Origin of the sequence: Sphingobium xenophagum (assembly GCF_002288285.1) — a bacterium.
Lineage (GTDB): Bacteria > Pseudomonadota > Alphaproteobacteria > Sphingomonadales > Sphingomonadaceae > Sphingobium > Sphingobium xenophagum.
In genome coordinates this window covers 2,531,263-2,555,046 of record NZ_CP022745.1, presented here as the reverse complement: position 1 = coordinate 2,555,046, position 23,784 = coordinate 2,531,263, and the positions used below count along the sequence as shown (strand labels likewise).

The following is a 23,784-nucleotide window of genomic DNA, read 5'->3' as shown; positions in this document are numbered from 1 at the left end:
GCGGGTGTCGCAGCGATGAGCGTGCCCAGACGAGGTAATAAGCGTTGCGCGGCACCGTGACCGGGGCGGGTATCTCGATCAGCGTGCAGGCAGCGCGTTCGCTGCGGGTGAGATAGCCGGGCAGTACAGTCCAGCTGTCAAACGGCGTTCAAAAGGGACCCCCGATCGGCGTCGAAGAGGGACCCCCTTTTCAGATAATATGATGCTGGTTTGTTGAAGATGGCCTTGCGCTGCGTGCGGCGGAGGGCGGGCGTAGCCCGACCGGAGGCGCGCGCAGCGCAAGATAGATTTTTGAAGGCGCCGAAGGTGGCTGTCAGCTGCGGTTTTTGAAGCGCCAGCTGTCGTTGCCCGTCTCGACGATATCGCAGTGGTGGGTGACGCGGTCGAGCAGCGCCGTGGTCATCTTGGGATCGCCGAACACGGTCGGCCATTCGCCGAAGGCGAGGTTCGTGGTGATGATGACGCTGGTCCGCTCATAAAGCTTGCTGATGAGGTGGAACAGCAACTGCCCTCCCGAGCGGGCGAACGGCAGATAACCGAGCTCGTCGAGAACGATCAGGTCGAGCCGCGACAGCTGCGCCGCCAGGGTCCCGCCTTTGCCGATCCGGGTCTCCTCTTCGAGGCGTGTCACCAGATCGACGGTGTTGAAGTAGCGGGCGCGAGCGCCCCTTCGCACGACATTGGCGGTGATCGCGATGGCGAGGTGGGTCTTGCCTGTCCCCGTGCCGCCGACCAGCACGATATTGCGGCGAGGCGGGAGGAAGGAGCCATCGTGAAGGGAGCGGATCATCTCCTCATTGATCGGTGTGCCCTCGAAGCTGAACCGCTCCAGGTCCTTCACCACGGGCAGCCTCGCAGCCGTCATCCGATAGCGGATGGAGGCTGCATCCCGGTGGGTCGCCTCAGCACGGAGCAGGTCGGTCAGTATCTCCATGGTGGTGCGCTTGCGCTGGAGGCCGGTGGTGACCGCCTCGTCGAACGCCGCCGCCATGCCCTTGAGTCCGAGGCCGCGCATCGTGTCGATCATATCATGCCGCTGCATCATAGCCTCGCAGCAGATCATAGCGGGCACAGTCGGCGAGCGGAGGATGCTGCAGCATCCGGTCTTCCGAAGTGACGATGCTGTGGGGTGTCGCCGGCTCGCGGCGCCGGGAGAGGATGTTGAGGATCAGCTCGTCGCTGGCCGTTCCGTTCGCCAACGCTTCGCGCACGGCAGCCTCTACCGGCTCCAGGCCATCGGTGAGCACCGCCGAGAGGACCCGCACGAACCTGCGATCGGCCTCGTCCCCGGTGCCGAGCCTTCGCCGTAATCGGTGCAGGGCGGGCGGCAGATCCCAGTCCTGGAACGGTGCGCCGTTACGCAGCGCGCCGGGCTTGTGCGCGAGGACCGGCAGATAATGCCAGGGATCGTATATCGTGCGGTTCCGACCGAAGTGGCGCTCATGCTCCCCGACGATCGCATCGCCGCAGCGTATGACGATGCGATCGGCATAGGAGCGCACCTGAACGGTCCGGCGTGCGGCCGTCGACATGACCGAGTAGCGGTTGCGATCGAAGCTGATGAGGCAGGTGCCGGTGACGGCATGCTCGCTCTCATGGAAGCCGTCGAACGGTGCCAGGATCGGCTGCAGGGCCGGTCGCTCCATATCCAGCGCCTCGGCGACGGTAATATCCCCGCGTTCGGGATGGGCATGATGCTCGGCCCAGCGCCGGCACTCGGCCTCCAGCCACCCGTTGAGCTCGGCCAGGCTGGCGAACCGGAGCCGCGGCTGGAAGAAGCGGCCTCGGATTGTCTGGACCTGCTGCTCGACCTGGCCCTTCTCCCATCCCGCCGCCGGCGAGCAGGCGGTCGGCTCGACCATGTAATGATCGGTCATGATCAGGAAGCGGCGGTTGAACACACGCTCCTTGCCGGTGAACACGGCCGTCACCGCCGTCTTCATATTATCGTAGATACCGCGTCGCGGCACACCGCCGAAGAACGCGAACGCCCGGGCATGGGCATCGAACAGCATCTCCTGGCCCTCGCGCGGATAGGCCCGGACATAGGGTGCGCGCGAGTCGCAGAGACGCATATGCGCCACCTTCACCCGCATCGGCTTGCCGGCGATCTCCACATCCTCGTGGCTCCAGTCGAACTGGTAGGCCTCACCCGGCTGGAAGGTCATCGGGATGAACGCCGGTGCGCCTTCGCCAGCATCCTTCCGCCGCGCAGCACGCCAGCGCGCCGCATAGCGGCGCACCGCATCATAGGATCCATCGAACCCCTCGCGCACCAGCAGGTCATGGATACGCGTCATCCGTAGCCGATCGCGGCGGCCGCGACCTTCGTTCTCCTCAAGCAGCGCATCGAGACGATCCTGATAAGGACCGATCCGCGGCAGCGGCTGGACTTTGCGCTGATAGTTGAACGCCGCCTCCGGCGACCGGATCGCTTTGCGGACGACCTTCCGCGACAAACGAAGGTCACGAGCGATCGCCTTGATCGCCTTACCCGCTGCATGCTCACGCCGAATCCGAACCACTGTCTCCACGATCAACATCCCGTTCTCGCCAACTGATCAAAACCAGTCGGCCGACTAAATCCCCGGGATGAAGGGGTCCTTTTTGCACGCCGATCACCCCACGAAGGGGGTGCCTATTGCACGCTGATCCTCATAGTGGGCTACTGTTCGATCAGAAGCGCATGCCGACGCCTACGCCAAATACCAACGGGTCGAGCGCCAGCTTGACGCGCTGCACACCAGCGGCCGTGGTCGCCAATCGCGCCTTGGTGTTGATGTCGATATATTTGACATCGAAATTGAGGAAGATCTTCTCGTTCAGGTCGACATCGACCCCGACCTGCCCTGCCCAGCCGACGCTGTCCTTCATATGCACCTTGGTCTTGCCCACGGCTGTCTCCAGAGCCGTTGAGGCATCTTCTGCATAGAATAGCGTATAGTTGATGCCCGCCCCCACATAAGGCCGGATCGGGCCGTCGACGACCGGATGATATTGCATCGTCAGCGTCGGCGGCAATACCCACGTCGAGGCGAGCTTGCCGATGCTGCCGGTCGTACCGGTACGGCCGGTGGCGCTATGCTTCGTGGTCGCGGCGATCAGTTCGAAACCGATATGGTCGGTCGCCATGTAGGTGACGTCGATTTCGGGCATGACGCTGTTGTCGACCGACACTTTTTCGCCTGGAAAGGCCGGCAGGACACTGCCGCTCTTTTCGTTCGGCGCGACCATGATCGCACGTACGCGCAGCAGGATATCGCCTTGCTTGGCCTGAGCCGGACCAGCCACCAGTGCGCCCGCCATCGCGCCAGCCAGCAAGAAAGTCTTTATACGCATTATTGTCTCCGTCCCTGATGTTGCGGTCAATGACGCCTTGTAGGCCGGGCTGGCCGGTCGTTCCTTGACGCCGCGCAATCGGAGATTTGATCTTTCGCAATGCGGGGACGCGCGGCAGATGGCAGGCCGCTTTCCATGTTCCGATACCATCCCGATCTGCTGGCGGCCCCGGTGCCGCGCTACACCAGCTATCCGACCGCCGCACAATTCACCGACGCCGTCGGCGCCGAAGCGCTGGAGGAACGGCTCGACAGGCTACCGCAGGATGCGGGGATCTCGCTCTATCTGCACATCCCCTATTGCCACGACATCTGCTGGTATTGCGGGTGCAACACTGGTGCTGCGACACGGCCCCGCCGCCTCGCCACCTATGTCGATGCGCTGGAGCAGGAGATAGCGCTAGTCGCGTCCCGCCTGGGCGGGCGGCGGCGCGTCACCCATATCGCATTTGGCGGGGGCAGCCCGAATTCGCTGCCGCTGGTCGATTGGGTGCGCCTCAATCACCAGTTGCTGCTGTGCTTTGACACCAGCGATGCTGCGCTATCGGTCGAAATCGATCCCCGCCGCCTCGACCGGGCGTGGATCGACGCCATGGGGCAGATCGGCGTTTCGCGGGTCAATCTGGGCGTCCAGACCCTTGCGCCGCATGTCCAGCAGGCCATCGGGCGCGTGCAGCCTGTCGAGATGGTGGAAGCGGCGGTTGAGGGGCTGCGCCGGGCACAGATCGACGTGGGTTTCGACCTTATGTACGGCCTGCCGGGTCAGAGCGAAGCGGACCTGATTGAAACGCTGGAGACGAGCATCCGTCTGGCGCCATCGCGCATCGCCCTGTTCGGCTATGCCCATATGCCCCATCTGCTGCACCGCCAGCGCCGCATATCGCAGGCCGATCTTCCCGACATGGCCATGCGTTTTGCCATGGCGACACAGGGGCATGCGATGCTGACCGCCGCAGGCTATCGCGCCATCGGTTTCGATCATTTCGCACTGCCCGGCGACCCTTTGGCAAAGGCCGCGACCACCGGCAGATTGCGGCGTAATTTCCAGGGCTTTACCGAGGATGACAGCGACGTGCTGATCGGCCTGGGGGCCAGTGCGATCAGCCAATTTCCCGACCTGATCGTGCAGAATGAGAAAAATGCCGGGCCCTATCGAGACATGATCGGCCAACAGCGGCTGACGGCGACCCGCGGCGTAAGGCGCAGCGCCGACGATCAGAAACGCGGGCGATTGATCGAGCGCCTGCTGTGCGACGGCGCAGCGCCAAGCGACGGGGTCGTTCAATCGCGCGACCTGGCCAAATTCATCAACATGGGGATTGCCCGCCTGCACGACGGAATGATCGAGATCCGCCCGGAGGCGCAACCCTACGCCCGGTCGGTCGCGGCTTGTTTCGACGCCTATCTCCGCCCGCAGGAAACGCGGTTCAGCCATGCCGTTTAGCAAACTGATACTCGCGCTTGGGCTGATCGCCACCGCGCTTTCGACCACAGCCGATGCGACGACCCGCTCTCGGCGGGGCGGCTATTTTTGTGGCGAGCCGCCTGCCGACTGGTCGCCGCCCTGGGAGAAGCGCCAGTCCGACGACCATGACCGCCTCGCCTGCCATATGATGATGCGGGAACATCGCAAGAAGATGAAAGGCGCCTGAGCGCGCAAATGTGCGATCGACTTGCGTTCCGAGCAGGTCGCTGAACTGTCGGGGCCTTTGAGGTAGCGATGGCGCAGGGCAACGTCGCTCATTGACGCTAATTCTATGAAGGTCCGCTTGCCATAGAAGCCGTCGACCGGGGCAATGACGATGGCTCCCTGTCAAGGCGCTGGCGCATTGCCCCTCCTCCCTAGGTATAAGGGACGCCAAGGCCGGTTTGGTTTAGCCTCTCCTTGGAGAGGCTTGGGGCAGGAGAGGATCGTGCGGACTCTGATAGGCTTTCGGGGTCTGTTCCTGACTGGGGCCATAGCGATCGCAATGGGCCTTGGGGCATTGCTGAGCACAATAATCTACCTGCAGGGATCTACCCACATATTCTCGCAACGCGCGGACATGGCGCAGAAGCAGGTTCTATTGCTGGCACGGATAGACGCGGAAGCTGCGCAGATCCTGCTGAACCATTCCAGCGCAGCCCAGAATGAATTGAGTAACGCCATTGGAGCGTATTTCGAGAGCATATCAGCGGAAACGGCTTTGATCGGCGGCACTGAGCCGGAGCTTCGCTATCAGGCAGAGGAAGAGGCCAACGCACGATATTTGGTCTCGTTGCTACGATCCGGCTCCCCTGCCTTGCCAGACATCCGAGCAATGGTCCGGCACATCGCGGCAAAGGAAAACAGAGAAGCGGAAGTGGCGACACAGGCGGCGCGACAGGCGCAGCGCGACGCGTGGCGATTGATCCTTGCCATCAGTATCGTCCTGCTGGCCCTTCCGTTTGGAGGAGCGGTATTTCTTTGGCGCCACCTTGTGAAGCCGCTTGAAGCGGTAGCTCATGCGACGCAGTCCATCGCGCGGGAGGATGGGCGAAAGCCATTGCCCGGAAGTCATCTGTCGGAAGTGCGGCGGTTGATCGATCATTTCGAAAATATGGCGGAGGCGGTGGAAGCGAAAGTGGCCGCGCGAACGCGCGAACTGGAGCGGTTGAACCAAAAACTGACCGTCACCGATCAGCGCCGCCGGCTGTTTCTTTCAAAGGTGAGCCACGAACTTCGTACACCGGTAACGGTGATGCGTGGCGAGGCTGAAGTGGCCCTGCGCTTTGATGACAACATATTGGCGCTGCGGGATGCCCTGCATCAGATATTGGACAGCAACCTGTTCCTTGAACGGCGGCTTGATGATTTGCTGACCTTGGCGCGCGCCGAAGATGGTGCCCTGCCCCTGCGCTCCAGTCCCGTGGACCTCGCGCATCTTGCGCAACAGGTCGGCAAGAGTGCGGCCGGCTTTGCTTCCGCCAGCGGTGTCCGACTGGAGTTGAGCTCGCTCGACAAACCGATGCCTGTCATTGGCGACCCTGATCGGCTGCGGCAGGCGATGCTCGCGCTGATCGACAATGGTGTGAAATTCTCGCCACCGGGCGGCACGCTGCGATTGAGCGGGACATATGAGCAGGGTGAAGTGGGCATCGTCGTCACGGATGAAGGACCGGGCGTTGCTGAGAGCGAACTGGAGCGGATTTTCGATCCCTATGCGCAGGGTAAGGCAGGCCGTTCCCTTGGCGGCACTGGCCTTGGCCTGTCGCTCGCGCGCTGGATCGTGCATGCCCATGCCGGCGGGATCAGCGCCTTTAACAGATATGATGGAGAAGGATTATGCGTGTCGCTGAGGCTCCCGGCGCGGGCTTGAGGATATTGCTGGTCGAAGACGATCCGGGAATCGGCCGGTTCGTCCATCGCGGGCTGACAGCAGAAGGCTATGCCGTGGAATGGCAGACGCTGGGACGTCGGGCGCAATCGCGATTGGCATCGGGCCAGTTTCATGCAGCCATATTGGATCTGGGGCTGCCAGATGCGGACGGCGCGGACCTGTGCCGTGAAGCCCGTGCCCGGGGCAATGACCTTCCCATCTGCATGTTGACCGCCCGTGCGGAGCTGGAGGACAGGCTGGACGGCTTTCGCTGCGGCGCCGATGACTATCTCACCAAACCTTTCTCGTTCGAGGAATTGCTCGCGCGGCTTAATGTCATGATCCGACGCAGCGCCGCCCAATCGCGGGATCGGATCGTGCTGGATGAGTTGGTGGTCGATTTGCGCAGCCGATCGGCGCGAGTGGGTGAAGCGCTGCTCCCTCTCAGTCGCCGTGAGTTCGACCTGTTGCATTGCCTTGCGCGACAAGCGGGACAAGTCGTCACGCGAGGGCAGATACTGGATGAAGTGTGGGGGCAGGATGCAGAAATCACCGAAAATGCCGTCGACGTCTATGTAGGCTATCTCCGCAGGTATCTGTCGCATCACGAGAGAGCGCCCGAGCTTTCAACCGTCCGAGGAGTGGGATTTCTGCTTCGTCATCAGACCAAAGCATAAGCTATTCTGAGCAGTTTCTCAGAAAGCTATCAGGACCATCTCATAAAGCCCCGCTTACTCTTGGCTTCGACAAGCGGTGATGACCGCAGTCGGGCTTTAGGAGGATGCGATGATGGGAAGACGGGGGTGTCTGCTGGTTTCGGCCATGGCGATGCTGGTTGCGATGCCGGCGGTCAGCCAGCCTGCGGCGCAGAAACATGATTTCACAAAGGCCGGCGTGTCGTGGGAAGATATCCTCAACGACGAACATAGCACCGACAATGTGCTGATGTATGGCCTTGGCGTGAAGGCGCAGCGGTTCAGCACGCTGGATCAGATCAATGCCGATAACGCGAAGAAGGTTGTGCCCAAATGGGTGTTCTCCTTCGGCGACGAGCGGCAGCGTGGTCAGGAAAGTCAGGCGCTGGTCTATGATGGCGTCATCTATGTCACCGCATCATATAGCCGCGTCTTCGCGCTGGACGTCAAGACGGGCAAGAAAATCTGGTCCTACACGGCCCGCTTGCCTGACGACATCCGCCCCTGCTGCGACGTCGTCAATCGGGGCGCGGCCATTTATGGCGACAAGATCTTCTTCGGCACCTTGGACGCGGGCATGGTCGCGCTGGACCGCAAGACCGGCAAGGTCGTGTGGAACAAGAAATTCCAGGACCACAAGGCCGGTTACACCATGACTGGCGCGCCGACCATCGTGAAGGACAAGAAGACCGGCAAGGTCATGCTGATCCACGGGTCGTCCGGCGATGAATTCGGCGTGGTGGGCGAACTATATGCCCGCGATCCCGATACCGGCGAAGAAATCTGGATGCGTCCGATGGTGGAAGGGCATCAGGGTCGCCTGAACGGAAAGCCCTCAACCTTCACCGGCGATCCCAAAGCGCCCAGCTGGCCCAATGACAAGGACGGCAAGAAGGTCGAGGCATGGAGTCATGGTGGCGGTGCGCCGTGGCAATCGGCCACCTATGATGAGAAGACCAACACCATCGTCATCGGCACCGGCAACCCCGCGCCATGGAACACATGGAAGCGCTCGCCCGGCGACAGCCTCTATACGTCGGGACAGGTCTATATCGAACCATCGACTGGGGAACCGGTTGGCTTCTTCCAGCACACGCCCAATGACGCCTGGGACTTTTCGGGCAACAACCCGATCGTGTTGTTCGATCTGGAAAAGGACGGCAAGACGATCCGCGCTGGCGCCCATGCCGACCGCAATGGCTATTTCTTCGTGACCGACCTCGACAAGCTGACCAAGCGGGACGGAAAGATCAGCAAGCAGAAGGGCAGCGCGCTCGGCATCTATCCCTTCGTTCCCGACATCAGTTGGGCAAGCAAATGGGACGTCGCCAACGGCCGCCCGATCGAAAATCCCGGACAGCGCCCGCCGCCGCCCGCGCCAGGCAAGGAAAAGGGCGAAAGCATCCGGGTTACACCCAATTTCCTGGGCGGCACCAACTGGATGCCCATGTCGTATAACCCCGGCACCGGTCTCTTCTACATCCCGTCCAACGACTGGTCGGAAGATTATTGGACGGAAAATGTCACCTACAACAAGGGGGCGGCCTATCTGGGTCAGGGATTCCGCATCCGCAAGCAGTTCGACGATCATGTCGGCGTGCTGAGGGCCATGGATCCCAAGACCGGCAAGATCGCTTGGGAAGCCAAGGAGCCTCTGCCGCTCTGGGGTGGCAATGTCACCACCAAGGGTAATATCGTCATCCAGGGCACCAGCGATGGATATGTGAAGATCTTCAACGCCAAGACCGGCGAAGAGCTCTGGAAATTCCAGACCGGATCGGGCGTGGTGTCGGTTCCCATCACTTGGGAAGAGGATGGCAAACAATATATCGGCCTGGCGTCCGGCTATGGCGGCGCGGTGCCGCTATGGGGTGGCGACATGGCCGACCTAACGCGCACGGTCAGTCAGGGCGGCTCCTTCTGGGTGTTCGAATTGCCTGAAGTCTGAATTGTCTTGGCGCGGAGCCCGACACTCCGCGCGAAGCGTCCGGGCGGACCGCGACCTCCCTCGCGTCTCCGCCCGGACACCCCCTTTTGTCGTGGATCGGACCATCCCATGCGCTTCGCCTGCCTTGCCTTGATGATTGTCGCGGCTGCTGTTCCTGCCTATGCACAGCAGAAGATCGTCAATGTCGAAGAGCGTCCGACCCCGTGGATCGTGAATGGATGCACCATTGCCCCACGCACATCTTGCCCCGGCGTGGACTTGCGCTTTGCCGATCTGGCGAACGCCGATTTGACAGGCGCAGACCTTAGTGGAGCCAAGCTGTCGCGCGCTGACATGCGCCATGCGAACCTGAGCGGTGCCAATCTGAACGGGGCTGATCTTGATGGGGCGGACCTGTCCATCGCGTTTCTCAACGGCGCGCAATTGACGGGTGCATCGCTGCGCGGTTCCAATCTCGCTTTTGCAAGGGCTGGTCATGCGACCTTCGACCGTGTCGATTTTACAGCGGCGACACTCGAAAAGGCGCTGTTGAAAGGCGCGTCCTTCAAAGAAGCCAAGCTGATCCACGCCGATCTGCTGGAAGCGAAATTCTACGAAGCCAATCTGGAAAAGGCGATCATGGACGGGTCACGCATCCGCTTTGCGGTGTTTCAGGATGCCTGGATGAAGGATTGCACTGGCTGTCCAGCGAACTGGCAAAGCGGCGACACGGTCTGGCAGACCGAAGAAAAGGAACGGCTGCGCAATCAGCAGCGCTGATATCTGAAGTCGGCATCCTCCAGACAACCGCGCTGCTGATCGAAGATCCTTGCCTCAAGGCGATCTACGCGATGCGTAACCCGGACAAGCTGCGCCATTGCATCAGGATGCAAATGGTGGCCAGAATATCTTGTTGGCCCGGTGATCCTGTTGCCACAGACTTTCTCAAATGGCCTGGCCGCCCGAAACCTCGATGCGCTGAGCATTGACCCAGCGATTATCCTCGCCGAGCAGGCTCGCGATCATTGGTCCGATGTCGTCAGGCACGCCAACGCGTCCCAACGCGGTCATGTCGGCGAATTGCTGGTTCATGTCAGGTGTGTCGCGAACCGCACCGCCGAGAAAGTCGGTTTCGATCGCGCCTGGGGCAACGGTATTGACCGCGATGCCGCGGTTGCCGAGCTCCTTGGCGAGATAGAGGCTCAGAACCTCGATCGCTCCCTTTGCCGCGGCATAGGCGCCGAAGCCGGGCGCACAGAAGCGCGTCAGCCCTGACGAAAGATTCACGATGCGCCCACCATCGGCGATCAGCGGCAGCAGCGTCTGGGTCAGAAAAAACACGCCCTTGAAATGCACGTTTATCAGCGCGTCGAATTGCGCTTCGCTGGTGTCGGCGATGAGCGCATAGTCACCATGTCCGGCATTGTTGACGAGATGATCCAGGGTGTTGCGCCGCCAGGTCGTGCCCAGCACATCCTTGAGGCGCGTCGCGAAGTCGGCGAAACCGGCGACGTTGCCCGTATCGAGTTGCAGCGCGACAGCCTTCCGACCCATTGCCTGAATCTCCGCGACCACCTTGTCGGCGTCGCCGGAGCGGCTGTGATAGGTGACGATCACATCGCCTCCCTTGCGCGCGATGGCGAGCGCGGTGTTGCGGCCGAGGCCGCGGCTGCTGCCGGTAACAAGTGCGATCTTGGTCATGACAGGTCTCCTTCTTTTCGGTGAATCCCTTATGTCACGCTGGGGCGAGCCGGTGTTGCCGGAAGCTCGACGATCTTTGCCTAATTCTCCGAAAGAGGATGCGCGATCGTCTCGAACGCGATATGGTAGCGAAATGACCACGCTGCTTGACGCCGTCCGCCGCCACGCTGAAGTCCACGCAGATCGCGAGGGTATGGCGCCAACGCCGATTCAGGGCGTCTTCGCCGTGCGCGCGACCGCGACGGGCGACTTGAAGCACGATATCTCGCGGCCTTTGCTCTGCCTCGTGGTGCAGGGCGCGAAGCGCGTGACGATGGGAACGCAGAGCTTCGACTTTTCGGCCGGCGATTCGCTGCTGATCACCGCCGACGTGCCGACCGTCAGCCAGATCACGCGCGCCAGCATCGCAGCGCCATATTATTCGCTGGTCCTAGAGCTGGACCCGGCGATCATTGCTGACCTGGCTGGGCAGATGAAGGCCGTGAACTGCTCTGATTTAGCGCCGGTCAGGGTCGATCAAACTGACGTCGAAGTGGCCGATGCGGCGCTGCGTCTCATGCGGCTGCTCGATCGGCCAGCTTCCGTGCCGGTGCTGCAGGCGCAACTCGTTCGCGAAATGCACTACTGGCTGTTGGCGGGACGGCATGGAGATGCGATCAGGCGGATCGGCTGGCCCGATGGCCATGTTGAACGTGTCGCCCGCGCGGTAGCCTTGTTGCGCACTGACTTCGCAAAGCCTCTGCCGATAGACCGCCTTGCCGCCGCTGCGGGAATGAGCTCGTCCTCGTTCCACCAGCACTTCAAGGCGGTGACGTCTCTCTCACCACTACAATTCCAGAAGCAGCTTCGCCTGATCGAAGCGCGGCGGCTGATGCATTCTGCGGGCGTTAGCGCGGCAACCGCTGCGTTCGCGGTCGGATATGAGAGCGTATCGCAGTTCACGCGCGAATATGGCCGTCTGTTCGGCTTGCCGCCGGTCAGCGACGCAAAGGCCACTCGTCAACTTGCCCAGGTAGCCGCCTGACCATTTTCGGGTCCAATCATGGCCTGAATGCCCCCAAATTCTATTCCAGTGCCCCCGTCGGTGCCCCCTTGTGGGCCGCGCCAGGGTGAGATGTCGTGAGACACAGCGCATCTCGCGACCATGGGAAAGCCTATAGCGGAAATGCGCTATAGAGATCATGATTAGGAAATGTGGTGGGCCCGGCAGGACTTGAACCCGCAACCTATCCGTTATGAGCGGACAGCTCTAACCAGTTGAGCTACAGGCCCCACCTTGTCAACGAACGCCCGATTAAGGAGCATCACGCCGCTTGGCAAGTCTCGATACGCATGGGCACCGCGTTAAGAAACTGATCGAGGCTGGCCGCCCTTACGCCCCGTTTCGCCAGATGGGTCAGTACTCTGTCCCACCAATTGTAAAAAGCGGCACGGTCGGCTTCGTTGCGGACATAGGGGGTATGGCCAGGCTCCAGCGTGGGCGAATGGAAGCTGAAATTGAGAACCGGCACGCCTTCTTCGATCAGGGCGTCGATTGCCGCAATGGCTTCGGATGCGGAGATGCCTTCTGGCGTCAGCGGCACCCGGCTCAACATGCGGGCGCGCGACAGGGCGCCGGCGAGCGGTCCCATCGTCTGGGCTGCGCGATAAAGGCGCTCACCTGCACCGCGCAGCAGGCCGACAAAGGCTGTCGACAATGGCAGTTCCACCAAGTTCCGGTCCGGCCCTGCCCAATAGGGGGTTTGGGGCAATCCGCAAAAGTCCGGGCCTTGCTGTTGGCTATAATCGAAGCGGCTGCGCACCGAACTGTCCAGGCGGAACCCGGCATCGCTAAGCAGTCGCGCACTGTTGGGGCCAACGCCGTAGCGGCCAGCGCGATAGGCAATGGGTCGCTGGCCAAAACGTTCCTCGATCCGGCGGCATAGCGCTTCCAGCTTGGCGCGCTCTACCGCTTCCGGCAGGAAACCGACATAGGAATTGGCGGCGTTCACCTTCTCGACATGGGGCGGGTTGACCCAGGGGTGAAGATGCGCGCCGACATCAGCAGTGCCATCGCTAACCCACTGCGCCATCATCGCTGACGCCGCGTCGCAATCGACCACCGGGAAATCGGTGACATAGACCGGCTTGATACCTGCCGCCGCGAAATAATCCTGCCCGCGCGCCATGCCGGACAAAGCCGTGACGCCATGGCCGGTACGGCTGAACGGCGCGTTCCAGTCGAATTCCTCTTCGGTATCGACAAAAAGCATGAACCGGGTGCCGAAGGCGGGATCGAGGGCGATCCTGTCCTGCGGCAAAGGCGGGGCCAGCAGGTTGCCGTCATGGGAGGAAACAATCATGCCCCTCCCCTTAGCGCGCAATGGTTGCCATAGGGTTGCCGTGCCCGTCAGGCGTGCTGCGTATCTTCCGCAATGCTGGCGGCGGGAATGGCGAGCAGCAAGCGCCCCGGCTCCACATCCAGACTGCCGCCGCATGTTCCGGCCAGGCTGCGGATCAGACGCAGCGAAAAGCCCAGCCCCAGCAGCGGTCCGTCGGCCCAGTCGCCATCGGACGTATAGCCGGGATCGAGCAATTGCGCTTCTTCCATACCTGCCAGACTGGATGGCCGGTCGATGGCCAGCACCACGCGCCCATTGCCCCCGTCGGGCTGGAACCAGCAGGCGCCCGTCACCGCTTCCCCCTTTGGCGCGACCGAAATCAGCGTGCGCAGCAAATGTTGCACCATGCGCTCCCCCTGCACCGGGTCGATCTGCACCGGCGGCAGGCTGGCTGCCATGGCGATATCGACCAACGCCCCACCCTGATCACGGAAGCGACTGGCGATCTGGCGCACCAGCAGTTCGGGATCGAGCAGTTGCGGCGTGCTGACATCGTCGCCGCGCGACACGCGGGCGGCGAGATCCAGATCATCGAATGCCGCAAGCAGATGGCGTGCATCGACCGCAATATTGCCAGCCATGTCACGATATTCAGCGCCCGCGGGACCGAACAATTCCTGTTCGATAATCTCGGCAAAGCCCAGAATCGCGTTCAGGGGCGTGCGCAGTTCATGCACCAGTTGGCGCAGCGAATCCGCCGACAGACCGCTCAGACCGTCGCGCGGCGGCGCTGGCTGTACCGCCACTTCATGCAGGAAGGGGCGACGCGCCTGACCGCGATACCCCTGAAACCGGCCGGATCGTGGATCGAAAAAGGGCGCGGCGGACAGTCGCCATTCGCCTGCCATCTTCCCACCGACAATCGCGAAACGGCCATTCTGGAACCCGCTGCGCCGGGCAAAGGCGCCCGCGACATGGCCGTCCGGCCCGCTGCCACCCTCCAGCGCTGCATCCCCCAGCGACAGGCCGATCAACGCCGCGCGTGGCCCGCGATCGATCCACAGAATGACGCCGGCGGCATCCGTCTCGAACGCGAAATCGCGCGGCGGGGCGCTGCGGTCAGCCGGCTCGTCCGCCAGCGGTTCCAGGGGCTGGGGCGGTGAGCGCGTGCTGGTGAATTGGGCAATCCGATCGACCAGATTGCGAATCTGGTCCTTGTCGCCCAATGGCGCGCGGAGCGGCGTGACCGTGCCGGCCTCGACCTCCGGCTCCTGCACATCGTTCGCGGGGATCATATCGGCGGTCAGCAGCATGTCGCTGTCCCCCACCATGTCGTCACGCACGGTCGTCAGCACCAGATCGGACGGGCCAAAGGCTTCGAGCGCCAGTCGCGTCGCTGGGCCGATGTCCCGTCGTCCGCGCAGGACACCACGCGCGGTAGGCGTCAGTCGCGGTAGCAGATCGTCCCAAACCATGTCGGGCAATTGCGCCCGCGCCATCGCTGCGGCGGCGATAGAGGGCCGGTCATGCGCAAAAAATTCGACCAGGCTGGCCGACCGCAGCCGACTGCCGAGTTCGACGACAGTCGCAATGCGCTGCGTTTCCGACATTTTGGACCGTAGCCCCGACAATCGATCGAGCAAGGCAGCCCGCTGATCCGCGGCCATCGGCATACGATCGGCGCGGTCATGCTGCGCCAGCAGATCGACACATTGACGCCACAACGTCACCGCGCCCAGCCCGGCTCGGTCGTCAGCGGCCAGCACTGTCTGCATCAGATCGTTGAAACGCACCAATAATCCCCATATGGCCGTGGCGCAAACCGGTGCCCGGTGCGCGCAGCGGCTGTTACGCACTACCGATAAGCCCTAGCCCTGCAAAGGAAAAGGGGTTGGTTACGCGAACGAAAGCGATCGTCGCATAGTGGGACAATTGCATTGCCCTGAAACATTATTATGATGGGACAGGAAATCAGGACAGGAAATAAGCACAATAATGGCCGGCCCGAATATCGACGACATTGACCTGCAAATTCTGGGCGAATTGCAACAGGATGGCAGGATGACCAACGTGGAACTGGCCCGCAAGGTGGGCCTGACCGCGCCGCCGTGCCTGCGCCGCGTCCGTTCACTGGAGGAAGCAGGCGCCATCACCTCCTATCATGCCGTGGTCGATCCGGGGATGCTGGGTTATACGATCACGGTGTTCGCGATGGTAAGCCTGAAAAGCCAGGCGGAAGCCGATCTCAAAGCCTTTCAGGACCATGTCGCTGAGCTGCCCGAAGTGCGCGAATGTCACATGCTGAACGGCGAAATCGACTTTATTTTGAAGGTTGTAGCGAAAGACCTTCAGAGTTTTCAGCAATTTCTGACGTCCAAGCTGACGCCAGCACCCAACGTGGTGAGCGTCAAAACATCGCTTACCATCCGCACGTCGAAAAACCTGCCGGGCGTCCCCTTGCCGGTATAAGTGGCAGGCTGTGGCCGGATCACAGGCTGATCCGGCACATCCTCACGCGACCTTGCGGCTTTGTTGATCAACCCAGACGGACCAGAAGCCTGCCACGCTGGCCCAGTTGCCACTGGCCTGGCTCAATGCCGCCTGCGCGCCGGGCAAATCGCCTGACCGCGCCAGCGCCACGCCCAGCCGGGCATTGACGCGGCCTGCATCGACCCCGCCCTTGGCAAGCGCCAGGCGATACTGCTCCACCGCCTGGGGGAACTGGCCCAGCGAAAAATAGCTGTCACCCACCTCCTGCGCGTCCTTGCCGGATGACGCCGCCGCCGCCTTCTTCGCCTGCGCAGGCAGGGCGGCGATCTCCTTGGTCGCCTTGGGCGTTACGGCTTTCAGCAGCGATGCAGTGGCGGGTTGGGTCGCGGTCAGCTTGCCGACCTTGCGCCCTGCCTCGATGATGGATTTGGCCTCGGCGAAATAGCCGGCCTTCTCCGCCAGTTGGGCGTAGGCCTGATAGTCCCGCTCGCTCGCCATCGCGCCATTGGCCGCTTGCAGGCGATACAGGTCGAGCTGGAGTTGCGAATCGATGCCCGCGGCTGACAGATAATTGGTGATCGCCGAGCGCCAGTCTTCCCGCGCGCCCGCCTGGGTCAGCCGTTCGCGATAGAGTTGACCGACCTCGGTCCAGTCGCCCGCCTGATAGGCCATCGAAATCGCCCGGTCGGACCAGGCGAGCGGCACGGGTTGACCCGATGCCCGCTGACGCGCCAGCGCCTGCTGCACGAACGGCCTTGCCTCCTTGGGCTTGTTGCGGCGCAGGGCAATATCGGCCCGCAGCAGCAGCGCATCTATCCCATCATAGCCAAGGGTCTTGGCATAATCGAGTTGCGCGACCGCATCGTCATAATTGCCCACAGCATAGGAAAGATAGCCCGCGACATAGCGCAGACGCGGCGCATCCTTCTTGGGCAGCTCGCTGGTCTTGAACAGGTCGGTCAGGGCGATACGCTGCGCCTGCACGTCGCCGCGCTGGGCCGCCAGTTCGAACCGCAGCCCCGCCGCGACATAATTTTCAATGTCGGACATGGGCGCCAGCGCCATGATCCGCGCGCTGGCGGTGGCCACGTCACGCGATTGCAGCGCGGCCTGCGCAGCGGCCACATTGGCACGAAACGCATCGGACATGGCGATGACGGGACCGGCAGCAACCTTCTTTTTCGCGAGCGCGGGTGTTGCCACCAGCAACGCCGCAGCCGACACAATCGGCAGGCCCGCAAAAACACAGGTTAGAAATCGCATAGCCCCAAAAGCCTCCCCGGACGCATCAATATCAGCAAAAAATCAAAAACGCGCCGCCGCCATCAGGGCGACGGCGCGTATTCCGTCAGGCGCCCTTGGTGCCCAGATAGGCGAGCCACAGACCAGCGATCTGCTTGCGCGCGCCGCCCTGTACCGCTTCAAACGCAGCCTTTGCGCCGGCATTGTCGCCGCTCATGGTCTTGGCGATGCCCAGGCGCGTGTTGACTTCGTCCGCATCAACGCCGCCCTTTTCCTTGGCCAGTTCGAACATGGCGGCCGCCTTGGCATAGTCGCCATAGCCCAGATAGGCGTCGGCGGTCGCCGCGGCGATCTTGCCATTGGCCGCCTTTCTGGAGTCGGCTTCGGCCGCACCCAGCGATCCCTTGTCACCAGAGATCCGCCCCATGGCAGTCTGGTAGAGTTCGCTGCCCTGCGTCGCGTTCAGTACACCCTTGGAACGGCCCAGGTCGATCGACGATTTGACCTCACCATAGATGCCGGTCTTGGACGCCATTTCGGCATATTCCAGGAAGTCACCGGCGACCACCAGACCACCGGACGCCGACAGGAGGCGCAGCACGTCGAGATTTTCGCGATTCGTGATGTTCGGATTGGCGCGCTGGAACAGACGCACCAGCGTCCGCAAATTCGCGCCGCTCGGGTCAGCCTGATAGGCCATCTTGGCCCATTCGGTCACTTCGGGCAGTTTGGCCGCTTCGGCCCGGCCAACGCCGATCTGATACCATTGGGCCGGCACCTGCTGCCCGGCAGCCTTCATGGCATCAGCAGCAGCCTTGAGCGCGGCAAGACCCTGAACGTTGAAACCGCGCGCCGGTTCAGCCGATGCATTGCCGGTTCCCGCCTTGCCGAAATAGGCCTGGGCCAGGGTCGGGTTGATCGCTTCGGGCTTATAACCCGCCGCAAGCGCGGCCTGCGCCCGCTGAATCGCCAGATCGTAATTTTTGGCAGCCAACGCCTGATCGGCAGCAACCGCATTGAACTGGCCAGCCTGGTCGGCGGGCGTGAGGCCGCTGTCGAGCATCTGCGCCAATGCTTCACCCTGGAGCGCGTTATCCTTGCTCGCGATGGAGGTGTTCAGCTTGATGGCGCCGATCTGATATTTGTCATCGTTCGACTTCGCCTTGCTGTCGGCGTCGGCCAGGGCAGCCTTGGCGCCTGCGAAATCCTGCGCTTCAGCGGCCTTTTGCGCCGCCTGCAGAGCCTTGATGACTTCGGGCGAAACATTGAGCTTCGGTCCGGCCTTCTTCTCTTCCTTCTTGGCCGCAAATGCAGGCGCGCTAATCGCGCCACCACCTACTGCCAAAGCCAGTACGAGCGCCACCGGGGTAACAAAACGCATGATCATCTTCTCCTCAATGCACCGGGCGGGGGAAGCCATGGGCGACTTTAAGTCTGTTGTGCGCCGATTAGGGGGCGGCGCGTGAATGGCCATTGAACAAGCCTATATCGGCGGATTTTGCAACTGTCATGCGCGCGCTTCGTTCCGAAAGCAGCTGTCATCACCCCGGCCCTGTTGTCTGTCCGTGCGGGCGCGCGCGTGAGCGAGGGGTGACAGATTTGTTTCGCTCCGCTAGTGCGAACGCAGAAACACATTCCATCCAAAAAAGAGAATCGCCTTGAACGACGAGACCAGCCTCGCCGACCCTTCGGACATCAGCCCCGTCAGCATCGTAGACGAGATGAAGGCGAGCTATCTCGACTATGCCATGTCGGTCATCGTGTCCCGCGCCCTGCCGGATGTGCGCGACGGGTTGAAGCCGGTGCATCGCCGCATTCTCTTCTCCGCCCAGGAATCGGGCTTCGTCTATAATCGTCCCTACCGCAAATCGGCGCGTCTCGTCGGCGAAGTCATGGGTAAATATCACCCCCATGGCGACAGTTCGATCTATGACGCATTGGCCCGCATGACGCAGGACTGGTCGATGCGCGTGCCGCTGATCGATGGTCAGGGCAATTTCGGTTCGATGGACCCCGACCCGCCAGCCGCTATGCGCTATACCGAAGCGCGCCTGGCCAAGGTCGCCAACGCCCTGCTGGAGGATCTCGACAAGGATACGGTCGATTTCACCCCCAACTATGACGCATCGGAAAGCGAACCGCAGGTTCTGCCCGCCCGCTTCCCCAACCTGCTGGTCAACGGCGCGGGCGGCATCGCGGTGGGCATGGCGACCAACATCCCGCCCCATAATCTGGGCGAAGTGTTGCGCGCGTGCCTTGCCTATATCGACAATCCCGGCATCACGATCGACGAACTGATCGCGATCGTCCCCGGTCCCGATTTCCCGACCGCGCCGCTGATCCTGGGCCAGTCCGGCGCACGCAGCGCCTATCACACCGGCCGCGGCTCCATCATGATGCGGTCGCGTCATGTGGTCGAGGAAGGGCGCGGCGATCGCCAGTCGATCGTTCTGACCGCCATTCCCTATCAGGTCGGCAAAAACGGTCTGGTCGAAAAGATTGCCGAAGCCGCCAAGGAAAAGCGGATCGAGGGGATCAGCGACATTCGCGACGAATCCAGCCGCGAAGGCGTGCGGATCGTCATGGACCTGAAGCGCGATGCGACCCCCGAAGTCGTTCTGAACCAATTGTGGCGCAACACCCCCGCCCAATCGAGCTTCCCGGCCAATATGCTGGCCATTCGCGGCGGCCGCCCCGAACTGCTGAACCTGCGCGACATCATCGAAGCCTTCGTCAAGTTCCGCGAAGAGGTGATCACCCGCCGCACCAAGTTCGAGCTGAACAAGGCTCGCGACCGGGCGCATATCTTGCTGGGTCTGGTTGTTGCGGTCAGCAATCTGGACGAGATGGTGAAGATCATCCGTGGATCGTCCAGTCCCGCCGAAGCGCGCGAGAAGCTGCTGGCCCGCGAATGGCCGATCGGCGAGATCGCGCCCTATATCCGGCTGGTCGAGGCGATCGACGTCGAAGTGGCCGGGGATTTCTACAAGCTGTCCGACCTTCAGGTCCGCGCCATCCTCGACCTGCGCCTGCATCGGCTGACGGCGCTGGGCCGCGACGAAATCGGCAAGGAACTGGCCGAACTGGCCGACGCGATCGCCGAATATCTGGCGATCCTGGGCGACCGGGTCAAACTCTATGCCGTCATGAGGGAAGAGTTTGAAGAGATTGAACGGGAATTCGCTACGCCCCGTTTGTCCGAAATCACCGCCGCTGCCGACGGGATCGAGGATGAGGATCTGATTGAGCGAGAGGATATGGTCGTCACCGTCACGGTGCAGGGCTATATCAAGCGCACGCCGCTGGAGAGCTTCCGCGCACAGGCGCGTGGTGGCAAGGGCCGGTCGGGCATGGCGACCAAGGATGAGGACGCCATCACCGAATTGTTCGTGACGTCGACCCATACGCCGGTGCTGTTCTTCTCTACCGCCGGCAAAGTCTATCGCATGAAAGTATGGCGCCTGCCCGAAGGCGGCCCGGCGACGCGCGGGCGGCCGATGGTCAACCTGCTGCCGCTTGGTCCCGGCGAAACCATCCGCACCGTGCTGCCGCTGCCCGAAGATGAGGATAGCTGGAAAGACCTGCACGTCATGTTCGCCACCGCGAACGGCACTGTCCGGCGTAACAGCATGGACGCTTTTGCCAATGTGCCGAGCAATGGCAAGCTGGCGATGCGCTTCGACGAAGGCAGCGAAGACCGGCTGATCGGCGTCGCGCTCCTGACCGAGAATGATGACGTGCTGCTCGCCACGCGCCAGGGCAAGGCGATCCGCTTTGCCGCAACTGATGTGCGCGAGTTTCAGAGCCGCACGTCGACCGGCGTGCGCGGCATGACGCTCAAGAGTGACGATGAAGTCATCTCCTTGTCCATCCTGCATCGATCAGGCGCCAATCAGGAACAGCGCGAGGAATATCTCCGCTACGCCCCGTGGAAGCCTGAAAAGGACGGCGAAATGGCCGATCAGGCGATGTTTGCGCTGATGAAGGAGCGCGAGCAGTTCATCCTGACCGTCTGCGCCAATGGATATGGAAAACTCTCCTCCGCCTATGATTATCGACGCACCGGGCGTGGTGGACAGGGCATCACCAATATCGACAATATCGGTCGCAATGGACCGGTCGTCGGCAGCTTCCCGGTCACGCATGGAGATCATCTGATGCTGGTGACCGATCAGGCCAAGCTGATCCGCATGGGCCTCGACAGCCTGCGCGTCATCGGCCGCAATTCCGCGGGCGTCCGCCTGTTCGACGTGGCCAAGGATGAGCATGTCGTCAGCGCCGCGCGCATCGAAGAGAATGATGAGGACGAAGCCGAGGCATGAGTGACCTGTTCGCCTACAAGATATTGACGGCGGACCAGTATGCGCAGTTGAAGGCCGACGGCGTGTTTGCGGGCGCGCCGGTCGATCTGGCCGATGGCTATATCCACATGTCGACCCGCGATCAGGCGGCGGAGACAGCGGCGAAGCATTTTGCCGGGCAGGATCGGCTGGTAATGGTGATGGTCGACCTGGCTCCGTTCGGCGAGGCGATCAAGTGGGAAGAGTCGCGCGGCGGCGCGCTCTTTCCGCACTTATATGGCCACCTGCCGTTGAGTGCGGTCGCGGGCAAGGTGGTGCTGCGTATCGGGGAAGATGGGCTGCATCAGTTTCCGGCCGGATTCTGATCGATCCGGCACATCCGCACGACCATTCCCCGCCTGACCCAATAATCCCACCCGCCCCAGCGGATGCGCGATGATGATGCAGCGGCGATTTGGACGATGAGATGTGCCCAGGTCACCGCAAAAGGTGCGGCAACGTCCCACCACAGTGACCGCCGGGCGCGGCTCGCCTGATCCGGTTCCAGAACGCTGTCCAGGATCGCCCTTCGCATCAGCGCCCGTCCCCATGCAGCGCCATAGCCGACAGCGATCATCGCGCCGCCACCCCAGACCAATGCCCAGAACCAAGCTGCTGCCTGTACCGCGACCACCAGCGTTGCCAGCGCCCACATGCCGGGACTGTTGGTAACGATATGCCGGTACTGCCGCACGCCAAAGCCCAGCACCTGCGCCGCATCGCCCGCCAGCGGGCTGGCCACGAGCAGATCGCGCACTGGCCGCAACCGCAGCTTGGCGCGCCAGCCAGCCAGGCCAATCGCCATGTCGTCGGACAGTCGCCCCGCCATCGCCCGGTCAAGGTCCAGCCGATCGGCCACGTCGCGCGTCAACGCCATCGCCCCGCCCCAGGGCATGGTCGCGCTGGCGAAACGCGGCAGGGTCGCCAATTGCATCTCCACCGCGCCGACCAGCGCCAGCATCGGTCCGCGTTCGGGCAAAAGCATGCGGTAGCCAGTGACGATGTCCGCCTTCCCCCGGACCAGCGGGAACAGCAGTCGCCCAACAAGGCGCGCAGGCGGTTCGATGTCGGCATCAATGAAAAGGACATAGCGATCGTCAGGCCGCAATGCCCGCAACGCTGCGCGCAGCTTATGGACTTTCTGCCCTTCATCGCTGGCAACCCCTGCATGGACGACCTCCACCCAGCCATTCTCCCGTGCGGCCAAAGCATCGGCGGCAGCGCATTGGCCTGACGTCGCGATCAGTAGGCGGAAGTGCGCCGTCTGGGCTTTCAGCCGGGCGATCAGGTCTGGTCCGCCATCCCAATCGTCACGCACCGATAATAGCATGACCACGCCGTCGGGTGTCTCGATCTTGCGGTCCCTCGGCAGGTGGCGCCAGTAGTTGACGACGCCCAGCAGGCTAAGTCCCTGAAGAAATATCCATAGCCACAGCATGTTACGCCAGCGCCCCTTTACCGTCTCGGCCGCATCTGTATGACGCTATCGCCATGCTCTCCAACCCCTTTCTCTTTGCCCTGCTGCGGCTGTTGCCTGCGCGTATCGCGTCCTGGCTCGGCGGCTGGCTATCGGTCACCTTCGCCCGTCCACGCATGAAGCTGCGCGACACCCGTGCGCGCGCCAATCTGGCGATCCTGCGACCGGACCTTGGGGAGGCAGAGCGCGAGGCGATGCTGACCCGGCGCTGGTTCAACATCGGGCGGACGCTGGGTGAACTGGCCAATATCGACCGGCTCGTCAATGAACGGCATGTCAACGTCATCGACCGGGCCGGCTATCAGGCGGTGCTGGACGGGCCGGGACCGATGATCAGCCTGACCGTCCATACCGGCAACTGGGATTTGCTGGCCGCACATATCAAAGCGTCGACCGACCGGCCGGGGCTGGGCATATATGACCCACCCGACAATCCAGCGCAGGCCGCACTGCTCAAGAAAGCGCGGCAAAGCTATATGGGCGAAGCGATCAGTGGCGAAGGCGCGGCGCGCGGCGTGTTCAAGCATCTGACCCAGAAAGACCGGGCGACGCTCTATATATTGGTGGACGAGCGGCGGGAGTTGCAGGTCTGGTTCCCGACATTCGGCCGCGAACTCATGCCGTCGGGCAATCTGTCGGTCGCCCTGCGGCTGGCGCGCAAGGTAGGCGCAAAATTCCTGCCCTTCTATCTCGCCCGTACCGATGGACCATATTTCGATCTGCACTGGCATCCGCCGCTCGATCCACAAGAGACTGATGACGCGCAGATCGTGGCGACGCTGGACCAGTTTCTGGGGCGGGCCTGTATCGACCATGCCGACCAATGGCTGGCGTTGCACGATATGGACCTGACCCAGCCGGGCCACATGCCCCCGATTCTGCCTGCCAATGCCCCTCCGGTCATGTGACTTCACG

20 protein-coding genes, 1 tRNA gene and 1 pseudogene are annotated in these 23,784 nt (G+C 62.4%); 12 read left to right on the top strand and 10 right to left on the bottom strand.

Annotated elements, in window-relative coordinates:
* Window positions 1-313 precede the first annotated feature (313 nt).
* From istB to CJD35_RS12435, 3 genes are all read right to left on the bottom strand, one after another.
* Window positions 314-1,042 carry an IS21-like element helper ATPase IstB gene (istB, locus tag CJD35_RS12445; RefSeq protein WP_031304487.1) on the bottom strand — a complete coding sequence of 243 codons (729 nt, stop codon included), beginning with the start codon at window positions 1,040-1,042 and terminating at the stop codon, window positions 314-316.
* Window positions 1,029-2,543, bottom strand: a complete 1,515-nt coding sequence (gene istA, locus CJD35_RS12440; protein WP_021238707.1) for an IS21 family transposase — start codon at window positions 2,541-2,543, stop codon at window positions 1,029-1,031. Before istA ends, istB begins: the two co-directional genes overlap by 14 nt.
* A gap of 133 nt (window positions 2,544-2,676) precedes the next feature.
* Window positions 2,677-3,339: an OmpW/AlkL family protein gene (locus tag CJD35_RS12435; RefSeq protein WP_086485483.1), complete on the bottom strand. Its 663-nt coding sequence runs from the start codon at window positions 3,337-3,339 to the stop codon at window positions 2,677-2,679.
* A 135-nt stretch (window positions 3,340-3,474) separates the two neighbouring features.
* On the opposite strand from CJD35_RS12435, the gene hemN reads away from it, so the two are divergent.
* The 7 genes and pseudogenes from hemN to CJD35_RS23035 all read left to right on the top strand — a co-directional run.
* Complete coding sequence (hemN, locus tag CJD35_RS12430) at window positions 3,475-4,782, top strand: oxygen-independent coproporphyrinogen III oxidase (RefSeq protein WP_017183486.1); 1,308 nt, start codon at window positions 3,475-3,477, stop codon at window positions 4,780-4,782.
* Window positions 4,772-4,990: a hypothetical protein gene (locus CJD35_RS12425; protein WP_017183487.1), complete on the top strand. Its 219-nt coding sequence runs from the start codon at window positions 4,772-4,774 to the stop codon at window positions 4,988-4,990. The genes hemN and CJD35_RS12425 overlap by 11 nt, the downstream gene beginning before the upstream one ends.
* A gap of 144 nt (window positions 4,991-5,134) precedes the next feature.
* Window positions 5,135-6,676 carry a sensor histidine kinase gene (locus CJD35_RS12420; RefSeq protein ID WP_244917187.1) on the top strand — a complete coding sequence of 514 codons (1,542 nt, stop codon included), beginning with the start codon at window positions 5,135-5,137 and terminating at the stop codon, window positions 6,674-6,676.
* On the top strand, window positions 6,643-7,353 hold the full coding sequence (locus CJD35_RS12415) for a response regulator transcription factor (RefSeq protein ID WP_026002450.1): 711 nt from the start codon (window positions 6,643-6,645) through the stop codon (window positions 7,351-7,353). The genes CJD35_RS12420 and CJD35_RS12415 overlap by 34 nt, the downstream gene beginning before the upstream one ends.
* A gap of 109 nt (window positions 7,354-7,462) precedes the next feature.
* Complete coding sequence (locus CJD35_RS12410; protein WP_095687085.1) at window positions 7,463-9,319, top strand: PQQ-dependent methanol/ethanol family dehydrogenase; 1,857 nt, start codon at window positions 7,463-7,465, stop codon at window positions 9,317-9,319.
* A 108-nt stretch (window positions 9,320-9,427) separates the two neighbouring features.
* Window positions 9,428-10,078 carry a pentapeptide repeat-containing protein gene (locus CJD35_RS12405; RefSeq protein ID WP_017182662.1) on the top strand — a complete coding sequence of 217 codons (651 nt, stop codon included), beginning with the start codon at window positions 9,428-9,430 and terminating at the stop codon, window positions 10,076-10,078.
* Between the two features lie 11 nt (window positions 10,079-10,089).
* A pseudogene (locus CJD35_RS23035) lies at window positions 10,090-10,176 on the top strand (RNA polymerase sigma factor SigJ); the annotation flags it as partial.
* 67 nt (window positions 10,177-10,243) lie between these two features.
* Here the strand turns inward: CJD35_RS23035 and CJD35_RS12400 are convergent.
* A complete protein-coding gene (locus CJD35_RS12400) occupies window positions 10,244-11,140 on the bottom strand; it encodes an SDR family oxidoreductase (protein WP_241763624.1) in 897 nt (298 codons plus the stop codon).
* A gap of 85 nt (window positions 11,141-11,225) precedes the next feature.
* On the opposite strand from CJD35_RS12400, the gene CJD35_RS12395 reads away from it, so the two are divergent.
* Complete coding sequence (locus tag CJD35_RS12395) at window positions 11,226-12,023, top strand: AraC family transcriptional regulator (protein WP_244917186.1); 798 nt, start codon at window positions 11,226-11,228, stop codon at window positions 12,021-12,023.
* Window positions 12,024-12,194: 171 nt separating this feature from the next.
* Here CJD35_RS12395 and CJD35_RS12390 read toward each other — a convergent pair.
* The 3 genes from CJD35_RS12390 to CJD35_RS12380 all read right to left on the bottom strand — a co-directional run bounded on the left by CJD35_RS12390 (window position 12,195) and on the right by CJD35_RS12380 (window position 15,116).
* Window positions 12,195-12,271, bottom strand: a tRNA-Ile gene (locus CJD35_RS12390).
* A 32-nt stretch (window positions 12,272-12,303) separates the two neighbouring features.
* Window positions 12,304-13,341: a polysaccharide deacetylase family protein gene (locus CJD35_RS12385; protein ID WP_017182665.1), complete on the bottom strand. Its 1,038-nt coding sequence runs from the start codon at window positions 13,339-13,341 to the stop codon at window positions 12,304-12,306.
* 47 nt (window positions 13,342-13,388) lie between these two features.
* Complete coding sequence (locus CJD35_RS12380; protein WP_017182666.1) at window positions 13,389-15,116, bottom strand: sensor histidine kinase; 1,728 nt, start codon at window positions 15,114-15,116, stop codon at window positions 13,389-13,391.
* Between the two features lie 199 nt (window positions 15,117-15,315).
* On the opposite strand from CJD35_RS12380, the gene CJD35_RS12375 reads away from it, so the two are divergent.
* The gene (locus CJD35_RS12375; RefSeq protein WP_006950751.1) at window positions 15,316-15,789 is read left to right on the top strand and encodes an Lrp/AsnC family transcriptional regulator; all 474 of its coding nucleotides are present in this window, start codon (window positions 15,316-15,318) and stop codon (window positions 15,787-15,789) included.
* Between the two features lie 42 nt (window positions 15,790-15,831).
* Here the strand turns inward: CJD35_RS12375 and CJD35_RS12370 are convergent, their stop codons facing one another.
* Entirely contained in the window at window positions 15,832-17,073 is a 1,242-nt protein-coding gene (locus CJD35_RS12370; protein WP_017182667.1) for a hypothetical protein, read from the bottom strand.
* Between the two features lie 85 nt (window positions 17,074-17,158).
* The gene (locus CJD35_RS12365; RefSeq protein ID WP_026002306.1) at window positions 17,159-18,433 is read right to left on the bottom strand and encodes a hypothetical protein; all 1,275 of its coding nucleotides are present in this window, start codon (window positions 18,431-18,433) and stop codon (window positions 17,159-17,161) included.
* Window positions 18,434-18,710: 277 nt separating this feature from the next.
* Here CJD35_RS12365 and gyrA point away from each other — a divergent pair, with 277 nt between their 5' ends.
* A complete protein-coding gene (gene gyrA, locus CJD35_RS12360) occupies window positions 18,711-21,374 on the top strand; it encodes a DNA gyrase subunit A (RefSeq protein ID WP_017182669.1) in 2,664 nt (887 codons plus the stop codon).
* Window positions 21,371-21,718: a DUF952 domain-containing protein gene (locus CJD35_RS12355; RefSeq protein WP_017182670.1), complete on the top strand. Its 348-nt coding sequence runs from the start codon at window positions 21,371-21,373 to the stop codon at window positions 21,716-21,718. The genes gyrA and CJD35_RS12355 overlap by 4 nt, the downstream gene beginning before the upstream one ends.
* Here the strand turns inward: CJD35_RS12355 and CJD35_RS12350 are convergent.
* Window positions 21,697-22,830, bottom strand: coding sequence for a glycosyltransferase (locus CJD35_RS12350; RefSeq protein WP_017182671.1), 1,134 nt, complete (start codon window positions 22,828-22,830; stop codon window positions 21,697-21,699). The two genes, CJD35_RS12355 and CJD35_RS12350, sit on opposite strands and share 22 nt — an antisense overlap.
* A 53-nt stretch (window positions 22,831-22,883) precedes the next feature.
* Here CJD35_RS12350 and CJD35_RS12345 point away from each other — a divergent pair, with 53 nt between their 5' ends.
* Complete coding sequence (locus tag CJD35_RS12345) at window positions 22,884-23,777, top strand: lysophospholipid acyltransferase family protein (RefSeq protein ID WP_017182672.1); 894 nt, start codon at window positions 22,884-22,886, stop codon at window positions 23,775-23,777.
* The last annotated feature ends 7 nt before the right edge of the window (window positions 23,778-23,784 follow it).

Coding starts and splice junctions, on each gene's coding strand:
- CJD35_RS12405 (WP_017182662.1), top strand. CDS start 9,428: ATGCGCTTCGCCTGCCTTGCCTTGATGATTGTCGCGGCTGCTGTTCCT.
- istA (WP_021238707.1), bottom strand. CDS start 2,543: ATGTTGATCGTGGAGACAGTGGTTCGGATTCGGCGTGAGCATGCAGCG.
- istB (WP_031304487.1), bottom strand. CDS start 1,042: ATGCAGCGGCATGATATGATCGACACGATGCGCGGCCTCGGACTCAAG.
- CJD35_RS12355 (WP_017182670.1), top strand. CDS start 21,371: ATGAGTGACCTGTTCGCCTACAAGATATTGACGGCGGACCAGTATGCG.
- CJD35_RS12415 (WP_026002450.1), top strand. CDS start 6,643: ATGCGTGTCGCTGAGGCTCCCGGCGCGGGCTTGAGGATATTGCTGGTC.
- CJD35_RS12420 (WP_244917187.1), top strand. CDS start 5,135: ATGACGATGGCTCCCTGTCAAGGCGCTGGCGCATTGCCCCTCCTCCCT.
- CJD35_RS12370 (WP_017182667.1), bottom strand. CDS start 17,073: ATGCGATTTCTAACCTGTGTTTTTGCGGGCCTGCCGATTGTGTCGGCT.
- CJD35_RS12385 (WP_017182665.1), bottom strand. CDS start 13,341: ATGATTGTTTCCTCCCATGACGGCAACCTGCTGGCCCCGCCTTTGCCG.
- hemN (WP_017183486.1), top strand. CDS start 3,475: ATGTTCCGATACCATCCCGATCTGCTGGCGGCCCCGGTGCCGCGCTAC.
- CJD35_RS12375 (WP_006950751.1), top strand. CDS start 15,316: ATGGCCGGCCCGAATATCGACGACATTGACCTGCAAATTCTGGGCGAA.
- CJD35_RS12350 (WP_017182671.1), bottom strand. CDS start 22,830: ATGCTGTGGCTATGGATATTTCTTCAGGGACTTAGCCTGCTGGGCGTC.
- CJD35_RS12425 (WP_017183487.1), top strand. CDS start 4,772: ATGCCGTTTAGCAAACTGATACTCGCGCTTGGGCTGATCGCCACCGCG.
- CJD35_RS12365 (WP_026002306.1), bottom strand. CDS start 18,433: ATGCGTTTTGTTACCCCGGTGGCGCTCGTACTGGCTTTGGCAGTAGGT.
- CJD35_RS12435 (WP_086485483.1), bottom strand. CDS start 3,339: ATGCGTATAAAGACTTTCTTGCTGGCTGGCGCGATGGCGGGCGCACTG.
- CJD35_RS12345 (WP_017182672.1), top strand. CDS start 22,884: ATGCTCTCCAACCCCTTTCTCTTTGCCCTGCTGCGGCTGTTGCCTGCG.
- CJD35_RS12410 (WP_095687085.1), top strand. CDS start 7,463: ATGATGGGAAGACGGGGGTGTCTGCTGGTTTCGGCCATGGCGATGCTG.